13 protein-coding genes are annotated in these 15,410 nt (G+C 73.2%); 7 read left to right on the top strand and 6 right to left on the bottom strand.

Translation table 11 applies throughout. The features are described 5' to 3' along the window. Nucleotides 1–20: 20 nt before the first annotated feature. Both Cco03nite_RS14660 and Cco03nite_RS14655 read right to left on the bottom strand, forming a co-directional pair. Nucleotides 21–1,214, bottom strand: a complete 1,194-nt coding sequence (locus Cco03nite_RS14660) for a hypothetical protein (protein ID WP_203692626.1) — start codon at nt 1,212–1,214, stop codon at nt 21–23. Next, nucleotides 1,211–1,705, bottom strand: a complete 495-nt coding sequence (locus Cco03nite_RS14655; RefSeq protein WP_203692625.1) for a SigE family RNA polymerase sigma factor — start codon at nt 1,703–1,705, stop codon at nt 1,211–1,213. The genes Cco03nite_RS14660 and Cco03nite_RS14655 overlap by 4 nt, the downstream gene beginning before the upstream one ends. 187 nt (nt 1,706–1,892) lie before the next feature. Here Cco03nite_RS14655 and Cco03nite_RS14650 point away from each other — a divergent pair, with 187 nt between their 5' ends. The 3 genes from Cco03nite_RS14650 to Cco03nite_RS14640 are packed head-to-tail and all read left to right on the top strand — an operon-like array spanning nt 1,893 to nt 4,353. Continuing rightward, nucleotides 1,893–3,071 carry a sensor histidine kinase gene (locus Cco03nite_RS14650; protein WP_203692624.1) on the top strand — a complete coding sequence of 393 codons (1,179 nt, stop codon included), beginning with the start codon at nt 1,893–1,895 and terminating at the stop codon, nt 3,069–3,071. Beyond that, on the top strand, nt 3,068–3,727 hold the full coding sequence (locus Cco03nite_RS14645; RefSeq protein WP_203692623.1) for a LuxR C-terminal-related transcriptional regulator: 660 nt from the start codon (nt 3,068–3,070) through the stop codon (nt 3,725–3,727). Before Cco03nite_RS14650 ends, Cco03nite_RS14645 begins: the two co-directional genes overlap by 4 nt. Further along, nucleotides 3,709–4,353: a carbohydrate-binding protein gene (locus Cco03nite_RS14640; RefSeq protein ID WP_203692622.1), complete on the top strand. Its 645-nt coding sequence runs from the start codon at nt 3,709–3,711 to the stop codon at nt 4,351–4,353. The genes Cco03nite_RS14645 and Cco03nite_RS14640 overlap by 19 nt, the downstream gene beginning before the upstream one ends. A 57-nt stretch (nt 4,354–4,410) precedes the next feature. Here the strand turns inward: Cco03nite_RS14640 and Cco03nite_RS14635 are convergent, their stop codons facing one another. Beyond that, on the bottom strand, nt 4,411–5,805 hold the full coding sequence (locus tag Cco03nite_RS14635; RefSeq protein ID WP_239167373.1) for a DUF1996 domain-containing protein: 1,395 nt from the start codon (nt 5,803–5,805) through the stop codon (nt 4,411–4,413). A gap of 79 nt (nt 5,806–5,884) precedes the next feature. Continuing rightward, nucleotides 5,885–6,445 (bottom strand): hypothetical protein, encoded by a 561-nt coding sequence (locus tag Cco03nite_RS14630; protein ID WP_203692621.1) that lies wholly within the window; start codon nt 6,443–6,445, stop codon nt 5,885–5,887. An 85-nt stretch (nt 6,446–6,530) separates the two neighbouring features. Between Cco03nite_RS14630 and Cco03nite_RS14625 the strand changes: the two genes are divergently transcribed. Both Cco03nite_RS14625 and Cco03nite_RS14620 read left to right on the top strand, forming a co-directional pair. After that, nucleotides 6,531–6,959 carry a MarR family winged helix-turn-helix transcriptional regulator gene (locus Cco03nite_RS14625; protein WP_239167372.1) on the top strand — a complete coding sequence of 143 codons (429 nt, stop codon included), beginning with the start codon at nt 6,531–6,533 and terminating at the stop codon, nt 6,957–6,959. A gap of 135 nt (nt 6,960–7,094) precedes the next feature. Next, on the top strand, nt 7,095–9,704 hold the full coding sequence (locus tag Cco03nite_RS14620; RefSeq protein WP_203692619.1) for a glycoside hydrolase family 97 protein: 2,610 nt from the start codon (nt 7,095–7,097) through the stop codon (nt 9,702–9,704). Nucleotides 9,705–9,807: 103 nt separating this feature from the next. Here the strand turns inward: Cco03nite_RS14620 and Cco03nite_RS14615 are convergent, their stop codons facing one another. Continuing rightward, entirely contained in the window at nt 9,808–10,494 is a 687-nt protein-coding gene (locus tag Cco03nite_RS14615) for a hypothetical protein (protein WP_203692618.1), read from the bottom strand. Nucleotides 10,495–10,798: 304 nt separating this feature from the next. On the opposite strand from Cco03nite_RS14615, the gene Cco03nite_RS14610 reads away from it, so the two are divergent. After that, the gene (locus tag Cco03nite_RS14610) at nt 10,799–11,809 is read left to right on the top strand and encodes an RNA polymerase subunit sigma-70 (RefSeq protein ID WP_203692617.1); all 1,011 of its coding nucleotides are present in this window, start codon (nt 10,799–10,801) and stop codon (nt 11,807–11,809) included. A 121-nt stretch (nt 11,810–11,930) separates the two neighbouring features. On the opposite strand, the gene Cco03nite_RS14605 is transcribed toward Cco03nite_RS14610, so the two are convergent. Further along, nucleotides 11,931–12,608, bottom strand: coding sequence for a DUF899 domain-containing protein (locus Cco03nite_RS14605; RefSeq protein ID WP_203692616.1), 678 nt, complete (start codon nt 12,606–12,608; stop codon nt 11,931–11,933). A gap of 247 nt (nt 12,609–12,855) precedes the next feature. On the opposite strand from Cco03nite_RS14605, the gene Cco03nite_RS14600 reads away from it, so the two are divergent. Further along, on the top strand, nt 12,856–15,375 hold the full coding sequence (locus Cco03nite_RS14600) for a tetratricopeptide repeat protein (RefSeq protein ID WP_203692615.1): 2,520 nt from the start codon (nt 12,856–12,858) through the stop codon (nt 15,373–15,375). Nucleotides 15,376–15,410 lie beyond the last annotated feature (35 nt).

Genomic DNA, 15,410 nt, shown 5'->3' with positions numbered 1-15,410 from the left:
GCCCGCCCCCGAACCTGCGGTCAGCCCGCCGAGCCCGGCCAGGTCTGCGGATCCTCCGCATCGCCGGACTGCTCGAACCGGCCCGCGAACAGCAGCAGATCGTCCATCGTGTACCCCCCGGTCGCCTGGGCTTCCAGGTGCCATGGCTCGTGCACCCGGATGACGGCGTTGGGCGCGCCGGGCATGCCGCTGTCAGTCGACATGACGGAGTACTTCCAGCCGTTGGCCAACGTCGTTTTCGCCTGCGTGGAAGGCTCCGGGCCCTGCGGACCCAGGTAGCGAACCTCCAGCGTGGAACCGTTCGGGCCGCTCACGAGCAGGTCACCGCGCCCACGGCCGGCGCCGGGCTCCGCGGCGAAGTTGGACAGGCGGAACGCGCAGCCGGTCACCCGTGCCCCGGACGGCAGGTCGCCCAACCGCAGCGGGACGGCGCACCGGCTGGCCCGATCGAATCGCAGCCCGGTCGCGAACGCGAGCACGTCGGCGGGCTCGATCTCACCGCGTACGGACACGACCACGTCGACGCGGGCGACCGGCTGCCAGCGCACCGTGGTCTCCTGCTGCCCGTCGAACATCCCACCGCGGTGGACGACGGTTTCCGCGACCGCGGCCACGCCCGCGATGGACGGTCGCTGCGTGGCGACCGGCGACGGCGTACCGAAGTCGGCGGCCGTCCGGTCCGGCCGGGCCCGGTCGGCGCTCGCCGTCGACATCGTCACCATGGCGTAGTACTCCGATGCCGAGTCTCCCTTCGGGCCGCCGACGCCCTCGGTGTCGCCGTAGAAGGTCAGCTCCTCGACCCCGTCGGCGACCGACCACCGCGCCGTCGCCACGGGGTGGGCGAACCGCCCGGTGTCGAAGTGGACGGCGAACGGATCGGCGCCGACGTCCGAGGCGTCGTTCAGCGAGCCGATCCCCGGCAACGCGGGCACCTGGTGGACATCGCCGGCACGGGCCGCGCCGCTGGGCAGCACCGGGCGCGGGCCCCCCGTCCCCGGCGACCCGGGCGGGGACGACTGCCCGTCGTGGGGCGCGAGCGTCGCGAAGGCCACCGCCATGACCAGCGACACCGCCGCCACGGCACCGACGACAGCCCGCCGTGACCGCCGTCGGCGATACACGAGCTCCACCCTGGCCAGCAGCGCCCTCGAATCCACCGGGCCTTCCGCACGGCTGTGCAACTGCTCGACCAGCGTATTGATGTCGATGTTCATACGGTCGCCTCCACATCTGCCGTGAGCTGGATACGCATCGCCTTCAGCGCCCTCATGGCATGAGTGCGCACGCTCGCCCGCGAGCAGCCGAGGATCTCGCTGATCCGGTGATCGTCGAAGTCCTCGTAGTACCGCAGCGCGATCACGGCCCGCTGCCGCGCCGGCAGCCCGTTGATCCGCTCCCACATCAGCATCCGGGCGACGCTCGTCGCCTCCGGCCCCGCGCCGACGGCCACCGGACCGTGCGCACGCAGGTCGGCCGGCAGCTCGCGGTTGGACAACCTACGCCACCAGGCGGAGCTCAGGTTGACCATCACCCGCCGCACGTAGACGTCCGGATGGTCGGACCGCACGATGCGCTGCCATCGCGGATAGGTGCGCAGCAGCGCGTCCTGCACCAGGTCCTCGGCCCGGTGCGGATCGCCCACCAGCAGCCGAGCGAGGCGGACCAGCGCCGGGCCGCGCGCCAGCACGTACTCTTCGAAGCTCATGCCCTCAGTCACAACAGGTAAGAGTGTCTGAGGCGACCACGCTGTTGACCGGCCGGCGAAGGTCACGGGACCGTCCACGGCGGAGATCGACGGACGCCTTGACAACCGGGGAGCGCTTGCCCGATCCTCGTCGAGAGAGCGCTCCCTCGAAGATCGACAGCGATCGCCCACCCCGGGGCAGGACACCGTGACGACGACAGCTGGACACCCGGACCGTACGGTCGCGCGGGCCGCTGTGGCGCGGGCGGTGCTGCTCGGGCGGGCGGCGGCGACCCTCGCCGTCGCGGGCGGCGGCCTGCGCCTGCACGCCCGTCCCGGCCCGCTGCTCGCCGTGCTGGTGCTCGTCGCGCTGACCGCGGCCGTGGCGCTCGTGGCACTGACCCGCGATCCGCACGTCGTCGCCCACCCCCTGCCGGTGCTGGCCGCCGACGCCGCGATCGTCCTGGCCGTGCTCGGCATCGGCGGCGGCGACGTCGCCTTCTTCTGCTGCGCGGCGGGTGCCGCCGCGCTGGCCGGAGTGCTCGCCGGCTTCTGGGCGCTGCTGCCTGCCGCGTGCTACACCGCGCTCGGCTACCTGGTGGCCGGACACGTGCTCGGCGCGGCACCGGACGCGGCGAGCCTGGCCGGGTTCGTCCTGGCCTTCCCCATCGTCAACGTGCTGGCCGCCGTCGGGGCCGCGGTGGCGACCGCCGCGCTGGCCGCCCATGTCGAGCTGTCAGTCCGGCTGGTGGCCTCGGCGCAGCGCAGCGCAGCGGCGGCCGAACGGTCCCGGCTCGCCCGCGAGCTGCACGACTCGGTCACCAAGACGCTGCGCGGGGTGTCGTTCGCGGCGCTGGCGCTGCCGACGTCGCTGCGGCGGCAGCCCGCGCTGGCCGAGCAGCTGGCGGCGACGGTGTCGGCCGGGGCCACCGCGGCGGTGCGCCAGGCGCAGGAGGTCCTGGAAGGGCTGCGCCTGGACGACCCGAACCACGAGTTCGGCGCGACGGTGGACCGGATCTGCCGCAGGTGGACCGAGCGTACGGGCGTGCCGGTGCGCTGTGCGGTCGCGGCCGGGGACCTGCCGGTGGAGCTGCGCTACGAGCTGGCGCAGATCCTGCACGAGTCGTTGGAGAACATCGCCCGCCACGCCGGGGCGAGCCTGGTGACCGTGGAGTTCGGATACGCCGGGGGCGGTGTCCGGCTGCGGGTCGCCGACGACGGGGCCGGGTTCGCCGTGCCGGCCGACTGGCGCGGCTGCTTCGGACTGATCGGGATGGCCGAACGGGCCGCCGCGATCCGCGGCGCGCTACGGGTGCTGTCCGCGCCGGGTGCGGGCACGACCGTCGTCGCGGACATCGCGCTCACGCCGGCCGGAGCATCCGCATGATCTCGGTGATGGTCGTCGACGACAATCCCATCGTCCGTGCCGCGCTGTCCGGCTGGCTCGGGCTCTGTCCGGGGATCCGGGTGGCGGCGCAGGCCGCCGACGGGCGCGAAGCCGTCGCGCTGGCCCGCCGCGACCGGCCCACGGTGACCCTGCTCGACCACCGCATGCCGGTCGCCGACGGGCTCGCGGTGCTCGGCGAGCTGGTCGCCCACACCCGCGTGCTGGTGCTCACCAGCGACGCGAGCCCGCAGCTCATCGCCGGGATGCTGCGCGGCGGCGCCCGCGGCTACCTGGTGCACGGCGCGTTCGATCCGGCCGAACTGCACCGCGCGGTGCTGGCCGTGGTGGCCGGGCACGGCTGGCTGTCGCCGGTGGCGGCCGCGGTCGCCGCGTCGGCCGTACGCGAGCAGGCCGAACGCGAACGGACCGAACGCGACCTCGCCGAGCGGCGGCGGCTCGCCAGGTCCCGGTTCGGGCTGACGCGGCGGGAGCAGGAGGTGCTCGGGCAGGTCGCGCAGGGCCTGTCGAACGCCGCCATCGCCCACCGGCTGATGCTGGCCGAGAAGACCGTGAAGAACCACCTGCAGCACATCTTCGCCAAGCTGGGCGTGGCCAGCCGCACCGAGGCGGTCGTCGTGTGGACCGGGCGGCGGTGACGGTGCCCGTCGTCTACAGGCGTGTGCTGGGCTGGGCGGCCCTGGGGCTGGCCGTCGCGGCGACGATCGCCGTCGTACCACCGCTGATCATGCCTGCCCCACCGCCGGCTCCCGGACCTGCGGCAGGCGGTGCGCCCAGCCCGCCGACCGTGACAGCGACGACCGTCCCACCGTCACCCGCTCCGTCGGCGGTGCACGAGCGCACAGGCGGGGCCGAGCCACCGGCCAGGGCGACCAGCCCTGCGACGTTCGAGCCGATCACCGTGCACGCCGCCGACCCGGCCAACATCCGCGTGGGCGCGCGGGTCATCGAGTGCCCCACCTGCGTGGACGGCAGCCGGGTCGGCTACATCGGCGGCCCGAACACCCTCGCGGTGCGCGTCACCGGCGTGCCACAGGCCGGTGAGCGGACCCTGACCGTCGTCTACGAGACCGAGCAGCCGCGCACCCTCAAACTCGCCGTCGACGACGGCCCGGTCCGCGAGCTGACCCTCGCCGGTGCCCGGAGCTGGCTGATCCCGGCACGGACGTCGGTGCGGCTGCGGCTGCCGAAGGGCGCCTGCTGGATCAGGTTCTTCAACGACACCGGCTCGGCCCCCGACATCAACACGGTCACCGTCAGCTGACGCTGCGAACATGCTGCCCGGGCGGGCGTCTCGCACACCGCCCGCCCGGGCAGCCGCTCAGAACTGACCGGCGCTGTTGCACTTGGCGGACTGGACGATGCAGTTCTTCACCCGGTGTCCCTGCGCGTCGTTGTCCCAGACGTTGACGAAGTCGCCGTGCATGGACGAGGCCATGCCCGAGGCCAGCGTGAACCCGTCGGCGCTGCCGACGGCCGGGTACGCGATGACGAACGAGACCGACGGGATCGCCACCGGGAACGCGCTCGGGCACGTCCCGTCCGCGGTGTACGCCACGTGCGACTTGTGGTCGGGGCTGTCCAGGTGCGCGCCGTCCCAGCAGTCGGGGAAGACGAGCTGGAACATCAGCGTGCCGCCCGGCGAGCAGATCGGCCAGTTGCCGTCGGCGCTGCGGCCGATCTCACCGCCGGTGGTCCCGCCGACGCAGTAGAACTGGTTGACCGCACCGGCGGGCGTGGGGACCTGCCGGCTCGCGCTGCCCGCGATCATCTCGAAGCCGAGCGGGAACGGCACCGTGCGGCTCGGGTCGGCCAGCCGCGAGCCGTAGTAAACCACGACTCCCTTCGGCTCCACGGCCGTGCCGCGGTCGTACAGGGTCGGCACCCAGTACGCCGACAGGTCGGCGGGGGCCGGGGTGCAGGTCGTGGTGGTGTTGGCGCGCAGGCTGTCCAGGGTGGAGCCGGCGTTGGTGCTGCGGTTGCCGAAGAAGCTGTGCATGTGGGACGCGCCCGGCAGGCCGGGGAACACGATGGGGTCGTCCTTGACGGAGTGGCTGTAGGTGCAGGTCGCGTTGAACTCCGGGACCCGCACGGCGTTGGCCGGCGCGGGGGCCATGGCCATCGCCCGGAACGCGGCCAGTTGCGCGTTCCACTTCACCGGGTCGACGTCGACCCAGCCGGTGCCGCTGCCGGTGCCCCCGGTGCTGAACGAGAGCCAGTTCAGGTTGACGAAGTCGGCCCCGCTGCCGGTGTTGGCCATGACCGCGTACACCGCCTGGACGCCGGCCGGGTGGCTGGTCAGGTTCACCGTCCGGGTGACCCACGCCTGCCAGCCGCCCGTCGCCGCGATGGTGAACCGGGCCAGCACGGGCCCGGTCGTCGACGCCGTACGCAGCTCGATCGCGCCCGAGCCGCCGACGGCGGAGGCGACGCGCACGGAGACGGCCATCGTGCCCGACGCGCCCAGGTCGACGCCGTCGTAGCGCAGCCAGTCCCCGCGCGCCAGGTAGCCCACGGCGGAGCCGCCGCCGGCGTCGACGGTGGGCTCGACGACGGCGCCGGACTGCGCCGCGTACGCCTCAGCCTGCACCACCAGCTCGGCGGCGGCGCCCGCCGACGGCGTCAGCGCGACGACGGCGACCGTGAGCACCATCGCCGCGCCACCGGCCGCGAGCCAGCCCGCCCGCACCCGCTGTCTGATCCAGTCCCTTGTCATGCGCGACCTCCTGCGTACGTGAAAGAGCGAGTCGTTTCAACGTAGTTACGGACGTGGATCGCTTCATGAGGCGAAAGCCTCAGGGACCGTCGGCGCCGGGGCCCACTTTCGGGACCGCGCGCGTCAGGTCGTCCATCCGCGACGCTGCCAGCTGGTGTCCCACGCCGACCATCCACAGGATCGTCATCGCGATCACCGTCGGGTTCTTCACGCTGACCAGGATCGCCTGCAGCAGGTCCTTGCGCTCCTCGGGCGCCCAGAGCGAGATCGCGGTCTCCGGCAGCACGTCGAAGATCACGAACGCGATGCCGAGCACCAGGAACTGCAGCAGAAAGTCGCGCATCCGGCCGTCGATACCCTGGCCGAGCCGCTGCCAGCGCTCGCCGATCCCGAGGTGGGACCAGCCCGCCTCGACCACCGTGATCCGCAGGATGAGGTAGACGAGCAGAATCCGCACGCCCGCGGTGAGCACCTCGCTCGCCGGGCCGACTCCCGACGGCAGCCGGTCACCGTAGTTGATCACCATGAACCGCTGCAGGCTCGGGATCAGCGACAATCCCAGCACCAGCGGCCAGTGGGCCGCGTAGAACCGCGCCGCCCAGCGCGCCGCCTCGACACTCAGACTCCAGGCCGATCCCATGTCAGCCGCTCCCTTCCCCAGGTATTTCACGACACTAAACTATTCACAGACATGAAGTAAATACCGGCGGGTTAGGGTGTGCGTCGTGAGCGATCTGGGCTGGGAGCTGAGCACCGCCAGCGTGCTGTTCCACGAGGCCGTAGCCCGCCGGCTCGGGCTGACCGCCGTCGAGCACAAGGCGCTCGGCATGATCGTGCGCGGCGGCCCGCTGCCCGCGGGCGCGCTCGCCCCGCAGCTGTCGGTCGGCGCGAGCGCGGTCACCGGCATCGTCGACCGGCTGGTCCGGGCCGGCTACGTCGAGCGCCGGCCGGACCCCGACGACCGGCGGCGGGTGCTGATCGCCGCCACCGCCGACCGGCCCGACCTGAGCGCCATCTTCGCGGACCTGACCCGCGAGATGGGCACGGTGGTCGCCCGGTACGACGCCGAGCAGCTGGCGACGATCGCCGACTATCTGGAGCACACCATCGCGGTGCTGCGGGCACAGACGGCGAAGCTGAGCGACCCGGCCTGACGCAGCCGAGACATTCACCGTTACCACTGTTCAAATATGTCGGGACGTGGTGGAATCAGACACGCTCTCAGCGGGAGCGCCTGAAGTAATCACGTCACGGCGGACGTGTGACCCGTCATCTTCGAAGGAGACGGCATGTTCCGCCGCAGACTCCGCGCGTGCGTCGCGTCGCTCACCGCCCTGGCCGCGAGCGCGGCTCTGGTCACCCTCACCCCCGCCGCCGCGAAGGCCGCCGTCACCTGGACGGTCGCCGGGCCGTCGGGTGTGATCTCCGCGCAGGTCACGCTCGACAACGGCGCGCTCAGCTTCGGCGCGTCCAGCCGCGGCAGCGCCGTGCTGCTGCCCTCGCCCATCGGCATCGAGACCGCGACCGCGGACCTCACCCGCAACCTGGTCTTCACATCGCGCGCCGATCAGACGATCACCGAGTCGTACACCATGCCGACCGGCAAGAAGCGCAGCCGGCAGACCACCTACACCCAGGCGACGCTGTCGTTCACCGGCACGGGCGGCGCACGGCTCGACGTCGTGGTGCGCGTGTCCGACGCCGGGGCCGCCTACCGCTACGTGCTGCCGGGCAGCGGCCCGGTCACCGTACGCCGGGAGGCATCGTCCTGGACCCTGCCCGCCGCGGCACCGGCCTGGCTGGTGCCGCCGGACCGCGAGGACCAGGGGGTCTGGTTCGAGACCACGGCCGGTGGCGCCGCATCCAACGATTACGGGGTGCCCGCCCTGTTCGACGTCGGCGGCGTCTTCGTCCTGCTCGCCGAGTCCGACCTGGACGGCCGGTACGCCGCCGGCGCCCTGGCGCACCAGGCCGGCTCCCCCACGTACACCACCTCGATCACCGCTGCGCCGGTCACCGCCACGCTGCCGCTGGCCACGCCGTGGCGGACGGCGGCCATCGGCGCCCTGAAGACCGTCACCGAGTCGACGATCGTCGACGACCTGTCGGCCCCGGCCCGGTTCGCCGACACCTCGTGGGTCAGACCCGGCACCGTGGCCTGGTCCTGGCTGACCGAACACGCCAGCCCCGCCGACGCCGCCCGGCAGCGGCAGTACATCGACTTCGCCCAGCGCAACGGCTGGGGCTACGTCCTCATCGACGAGGGCTGGCAGTCGAGCTGGCTGCCGGGAGTGGTCGCCTACGCCCGGGACCGGGGCGTAGGGGTGATCGTCTGGTTCAACTCCGCCGACCTGCAGACCGCCCAGCAGCGCGAGGCCTGGTTACCGCTGGTCAAGAGCTGGGGCGTCGCCGGGGTGAAGATCGACTTCAGTTACCAGTTCACCCAGCCCACCCTGAGGTGGTACGACGCCGTGCTGGCCCGCACCGCCGAGCTGAAACTGATGGCCAACTTCCACGGCAGCGCCACCCCGCGCGGCATGCAGCGCACCTGGCCGCACGTCATGACGGCCGAGGCGGTCTTCGGCGCCGAGCAGCAGCAGAACCGGGCCGCCCTCAACACCATCCTGCCGTTCACCCGCAACGCGATCGCCGGCATGGACTTCACCCCGGTCACCTTCAGCGTCAATCGCGACACCACCGACGCCCACGAGCTGGCGACCGCCGTCGTCTTCGAGTCCGGCTGGCAGCACGACGCCGACAACCCGGCCAGCTATGAGGCCCGGCCGGAGGCGCTGCGCATCCTCAACCAGCTACCCGCGGCCTGGGACGAGACCCGGCTGCTCGGCGGCCGCCCCAACCGGGAGGCCTACCTCGCCCGGCGCAGCGGCACGAGGTGGTACGTCGGCGGCATCTCCGCCCTCGCCGCCAAGACGTACCAGACCCCGCTCGCCTTCCTCGGCGCCGGCCAGTGGCTGGCCGAGACCGTCCGCGACGGCTCCGGTGGCCTGCTCCGCGAGACCAGGGTCGTCACCAGCGCGGCGACGCTGTCCGTGCCGCTGGCGACCCGCGGCGGTTTCGCCACCGTGCTGTGCCCGTACACCGCCGGGATGCTGAGCTGCGGCACCGGTGATCCGGGCGGCATCCTCAAGGGCCAGGAGTCCGGCAACTGCGCCGACGTGCCGAACAACAGCCAGACCAACGGCACGGCCGTCGCCCTGTGGGACTGCCACGGCGGCGCCAACCAGAAGTGGACGATGAACCCTGCCGGGCAGCTGCTCGTCTACGGCGCCAAGTGCCTGACCGCCGCCGGGACCACCGACGGGTCCGCGGTGCAGATCAACGACTGCGCCGCGGCCGCCACCCGGCAGTGGACGGTCGGCGGCGACGGTTCCGTGGTCAACGCGGCCTCCGGCAAGTGCCTCGACGCGTACGCCAACGGCACCGGCAACGGCACCGCTCTGATCGTCTGGACCTGCAACGGCGGCGCCAACCAGAAGTGGTATCGCAACAGCACCCCGGCCCCGCTCAAGGGGGCAGCGTCGGCCCGCTGCGTGGACGTGCCCAACAGCAGCCAGGCCAACGGCACCCGCCCGGTGCTGTGGGACTGCCACACCGCGATGAACCAGACCTGGACCTCGACGCCCGGCAACCAGCTACGGGTCTTCGACGGCAAGTGCCTGGAGGCGGCCGGCGGCGCCACCGCGGACGGGACCGCGGTGCAGATCTTCGACTGCAACGGCTCCGCCGGTCAGCAGTGGCGGGTCCGGTCCAACGGCTGGGTCGTCGGCGTCGGCTCGGGCAAGTGCCTGGACGCGTACGACAACGGCACGGCCAACGGCACCCAGCTGATCATCTGGCCCTGCGGGCCCGGCGCCAACCAGAAGTGGAACCGCGCCTGACGATCCGAGCGGCGCCTGCCGACGCCGATCGGGGTCGAAGAGCGGACGCCGCCCTTCGACCCCGATCGGCAGGTGGTCACGACCACCGCTCGCGGAAGCGCGCCTACGGGGTGGCGTGCGGGTGGCCCGGCAGGACGGTGAACGGCCCGTTGTCCGCGATGGGGTACTCCGACTCGCCCGCCTCCAGGCAGTCGGCGCTGAGGCCCGGCGCGGGCCCGCGGCCGGTGCAGACCCGCTCCGCCATGGTCACGAAGAGAGTGCTGGTGTGCGTGCCGGGGCGAAGCGGCCGGAAGACCGGAGACACCGGCACGACGTAGGGAAGGCCGGCGGTTCCCGCAGGCAGCACCACGTCGGCGGGAACCGTCCCGGACTGCAGGACCTCCGGGCCCACCGTGATGGTCCGCTCGCGCGCGGTCCCGGCGTCGATCACGTACCGGGCGCTCTGGAAGCTGGTGATGAACGCCGTCTGCTCGGTCGCCGTCGCCGTGAGCCAGGGCGGGACCGCCCGGACCCACTTCTCCCCCGCCAGCGCCGTGCGGCAGCCAGGCCCGCCGGGCGGGACGGTGATGTCGCTGGTCGCGGGCGCGGGCGGGCCGATGATCCGTTCCCGGACGTCGTAGCGCTGGTTCAGATCCCTCCATTGCTCGCTGCCCCCGGTGAAGATGGGGCTGATGCAGAAGCGGTCGCGGTGTGGCTTCGCGTGCGCGGCGCCGGCCATGAGACCCAGGCTTATGCCCAGCGTCGTCAGGATCGCCGCAGCTCTCGCGGAGCGCAGTACAGCATTGGTCATGGTTGAACCCCCGTAGCTCGTACGCTGACCTCGTACGTCGTCGAGCCAGGCCCCCTGGCCCGGTGCGAAGCGTATGCGCAGCGACACCGATGGCTGCCGCCTGACACGCCGAAGTCGCGTGGGATTCGGTCGAGCTTAGGGGAACGTCTTCCCAGGTGAGAAGCTTCTCGGCAGCAAGATTACGATCAGCTGCGTCGATGCTTTGCGGCGAGTGCTCCGCCGCGCCGGTCGGCCCGGTGATGAGTTGTCGCGCCCGCGCCCGTCATACCTACGACAGGACATGACGAGGCGGAAGGATGACGTGATGAGTGCGGACACACGGCTGGAGGAGCTGGGCGTGAGCGGTCTGGGCAAGGTCGACGAGCCGACGTTCTCCGGGCTGGCGGAGCGGCACCGGCGGGAGCTGCACGTGCACTGCTACCGGATGCTCGGGTCGTTCGAGGACGCCGAGGACACCGTGCAGGAGACGCTCCTGCGCGCCTGGCGGCGGCGGGAGACCTTCCAGGGGCGGTCGACGTTCCGGGCCTGGCTGTACCGGATCGCCACCAACGCCTGCCTGGACCTGCTCGCCAAGTGCCGACCGGAGCCGGCGGCCGGCGGCGAGGTGCTGTGGCTGCAGCCGTACCCGGACCGGCTGCTCGACGAGCTGCCCGCGGCCGACACCGACGACCCGGAGACCGTCGCCCTCGCCCGCGAGACGATCGAGCTGGCGTACGTGGCCGCGGTCCAGCACCTCGCGCCGCGGCCGCGGGCCGTGCTGATCCTGCGCGATGTGCTCGGCTGGCCGGCGAGGGACGTCGCGGAGCTGCTCGGGGACTCCGTCAACTCCGTCAACAGCGCGCTGCAACGGGCCCGCGCCGGCCTGCGCGAGCACCTGCCCGCCGAGCGGCAGGACTGGACCGGCGGCGAGCAGGACTCCGGAACGCGCGAGCTGGTGCGCCGCTACACCGAGGCCAGCGTGGCCACGGACATCGCCGGGATCGCCACGCTGCTGCGCGACGACGTCCGCTGCTCGATGCCGCCCACCCCGGGCCTGCATGTCGGCCGCGACGCGGTGGTCGACGACTGGATCGAGAGCGGATTCGAGGGTATGGAGCACCTGCGCGCGGTCCACACCCGGGTTAACCGGCAGCCCGCCATCGCCTTCTACCACCGGCGGGAGCCGGCGGGCGCGTACCTGCCGCTGACGATCGACGTCCTGCGCATCACCGGCGGGGCGATCACCGAGATCGTCACGTTCCACGACGACCGGTTCCCGGGGCTCGGACTGCCGGATCACCTGGCCGCGGACGACATGCAGTCCGATATGGAGTGACTGGGCCGCCGCGCAACCTGGCAGCTTGCGCGGAAGCTTTGGGCCGGGACTCGACCCGAAGGGCGTGTCCCGGCCCGAGCCACGCGTGGACGCGCTCGGAACGCCCTCGGTCGCGGAACGTTCAGCGCGCGGGACCGTACAACCGGGCGACATCGGGCGAGTCGAGCCAGCCGCTGTAGGTCGGCTGCTGCGGCCAGCCCTCCGGGGAGTCCTGCCACTCCTCCTGCCGCCCGTAGGGCAGGAGGTCGACCAGCGCGAAGGTGTACGTGAGCTGTTCGGCACCGCGGCCGGTCGTGTGCCAGGTGCGGTAGACCTGCTCGCCGTCGCGCAGGAACACGTTGAACCCGAACCCGCCGCCCGGCGGGGCGTCGACGTCAGCCCCGAACGGGCTGTCGGCGGTGGAGTACCACGTCATCTTGTTGCCGACGCGCTCGGCGTAGGCCAGGGCCGCGTCGATCGGGCCCTGGGTGACGATCACGAATCGCGCGTCGTAGTTGTCGAGGAAGTCCAGCCGGGTGAACGACGAGGTGAGGCTGGTGCAGCCGCCGCACTGCCATTCCGCGTCCGGGTCCCACATGTGGTTGTAGACGATCAGCTGCGATCTGCCGCCGAAGATGTCGACGAGCCGGACCGGCCCGTCGGCCCCGACCAGGGTGTACTCGGGCATCCGCACCATCGGCAGCCTTCGCCGCTGCGCCGCGATCGCGTCGAGTTCCCTGGTGGCCGCCTTCTCGCGGACACGCAGTTCGTCCAGTTCCCTACGCCAGGTCGCCTGGTCGACGACAGGTGGAACGGCCATGATCACCATCTCCTTCGTGAGCCCTTCAACCCTATGACCGCTCCAGGCGGGAAAACTCATCGAACCGCCGCCGATCCGGACGCGTACGACGTTCCCGGCCGATCATGCACCCACCTTCACGCCGGGCCAGCGCGTACAGGTATGCGCATGTCTGTCGCAGGCGGTGGCACGGCCCGGAGCCGGCCGCCCCGGAACTGCGGGGACCGCGGTCGCGGGGGCGCCCGGGGTAGGCCCGCCGGAGGAGCACGTGAAACAGGCGCACGACACCGACCCGCCCGACCCGGCGCGGGCGGCCGGCCTCGACGACCTGACCGCGCGGCTACGGCTGCTCAAAGCCTGGGCGGGTGACCCGTCACTCGGCGTGATCACGGCCCGGATCAACCGGGCACGGGCCCGCGCCGGGCTGCCCGCGCACGAGGCGACCAGCAAGAGCACCGTCGCCGGGTACTTCTCCCCCGGCCGCAAGCGGCTCGACGAGGACCTGTTCACCGCGATCGTGACGGCGCTGCACCCGGCGCGCGGATACGCGGCCCGATGGCGGGCGGCCCTGCGTGCGGTCCGGCAGGAGGCCACCGCGGCGGCCCTGTTCGTCGACGTGCGCGGCCACCTGCCCGACCAGGCGGGCGCACTCCTCGGGCGGCAGGCGGAGCTGGCCCGGATCGCGCGGTGGGCGGCCCGGCCCGACCCGCGGCACGGTGCCGTCGTCGCCGTCGAAGGCATGGCAGGGGTCGGCAAGACCAGCCTCGCGCTGGCCGCTGCCCGGCAGGCGCTGGCCGCCGGGCATCCGGCCGGCCATCACCTCTACGTCGACCTGCGCGGGGTCGACGCCGAACGCGGGCCCGTCGACGTCGCCGTCGTACTCGGTGAGTTCCTGCGCCTGCTCGGCGTGGCCGGTGACCGTGTCCCGGCGGGCGCGGCCGCCCGGTCGGCGGCCTATCAGCGCATCACGCGGCAGCAGCCGGTGCTCGTCGTGCTCGACAACGCCGCGGACGAGGCGAGCGCTGCCGCGCTGCTGCCCGGCGGCGAGCACTGCCTGACCCTGGTCACCAGCCGCCGGCAGCTGCGCGGCCTGCCGCAGCGGCGGCGGATCCAGCTGGCCGGGCTCGATCCGGCCGATGCGGTGGCGCTGCTGCGCGCGGTCGCCGGCCCGGCCCGGGTCGACGCCGAACCCGTCGCGGCGGCGCAGCTGGCGCGGCTGTGCGGGTATCTGCCGCTGGCGCTGGCGGTCAGCGGCGCGCGGCTACGCGAGCACCCGGAGCTGTCGGTGGCCGACCATGCCGAGCACCGCCAGGAACTCGGGCCCTGCGACGAGGTGGAGGCGGCGCTGGCGCTGTCCGTACGCGGGCTACCCCCGCCGGTGGCGGGCACGCTGCGCCTGCTCGGCATCGCGCCGGTCGCCGGTTTCACGCCCGCGGCCGCGGCCGCGCTGAGCGGCGTCGATCCGGACACCGCCCGGCGGCACCTGGCCGAGCTGCGGCAGGCCAACCTGTTGCACGACGGCGATCCCGGCCGGCTGCACGACGTCGTCCGGGCCTTCGCCGGCGGCCAGGCGCGCCGGCTCGACCCGCCGAGCCGGCGTCGCGCGGCCCGGCGCAGGCTGTTCGAGCACTACCGGCACGCGGCGGCCGCCGCGATGGACCTGCTGGTGCCGCAGGGGTCCCACCCCCGCCCGGCGGGCGAGCCACCCGGCGGTGACGTCGTGCACGGTTCGCGGGCCGGCGCGCTGGCGTGGCTGGACCGCGAGCGCCCGCACCTGGTCGCGGTGGTGCGGCAGGCGGTGGAGACGGGCGAGCCCGAGCACGGCTGGCAGCTGGCGCTGTGCCTGTGGCGGTACTTCTTCGCGGGCCGGTACGTCGAGGAGTGGCTGCTGACCCACGAGATCGCCCTCGGTGCGGCACGGGCCGCCGGGGAACGCGGCGTGGTGGGGCAGCTGCTGGTCGGTCTCGGCTCGGCGCAGGCCAGCGCCGGACGGGCCGAGGCCGCGATCGAGCTGTACACCGCGGCGGCCACCGCCCTGCGGGAGGTCGGCGACCGGCTCAACGAGGCGCGGGCCGTGGCCAACCTCGGCACCGCGCTGCTGCGGCTGAGCCGGTTCGCCCCGGCGCGGGCGCGCTACCGGGAGGCGATCGCGCTGTTCCGCGACCTGGGCGATGACGCGGGGCTGGCGCTGCAGCTGGGCAACCTGGGCGGCGTCGCGGGGATCTGCGGCGAGCACCGGCGGGCCGCGGCGGCGTTCGAGGAGTCGCTGGCGCTCTGCCGGCTGGCCGGGGCAGGATACGGCGAGGTCAGAGCGTTGATCGGGCTCGGGGGCGCCTGCCGGGAACTCGGCGACGGGACCGCCGCGGACCGGCACCTGCACGCGGCGCTGCGGCTGAGCGAAGCCCAGGGGCTGCGCAACGAGCAGGCCGAGGCGCTGGTGGAACTCGCCCGGCTGCGCGTCCGCGAGGGCGATGCCGCAGCGGCGGTGCGGTTGTCCGCGCGGGCGCTGGACATCGCGCGGTCGCTCGGCGACCCGAACCTGCTCGGCACGGCCTCGATCTGGGCCGCGGCGGCGCGGTGCGCCGCCGGGCGGCCGGACACCGCCGTGGCGCTGCTGCGCGACGCCGTCCGGTTAGGCGCCGAGACCGCGAACCGGCTGCTGGTGGCGTACGCCTACGGAGAGCTCGGCCGGGCCGCGGCACTGGCCGGCGACGAGGCCGAAGCCGACCGGTGCCGGGTCCTCGCCGGTGAGCTGTCGGTCGAGCTGGGTGTGCCGGTGACCGGCTGAGGGCGCACCGGTGTGCGCACGTCCAGGCGTACGAG

The organism is Catellatospora coxensis, assembly GCF_016862635.1.
Classification (GTDB): domain Bacteria; phylum Actinomycetota; class Actinomycetes; order Mycobacteriales; family Micromonosporaceae; genus Catellatospora; species Catellatospora coxensis.
This window is presented reverse-complemented; position numbering and strand designations above follow the sequence as displayed.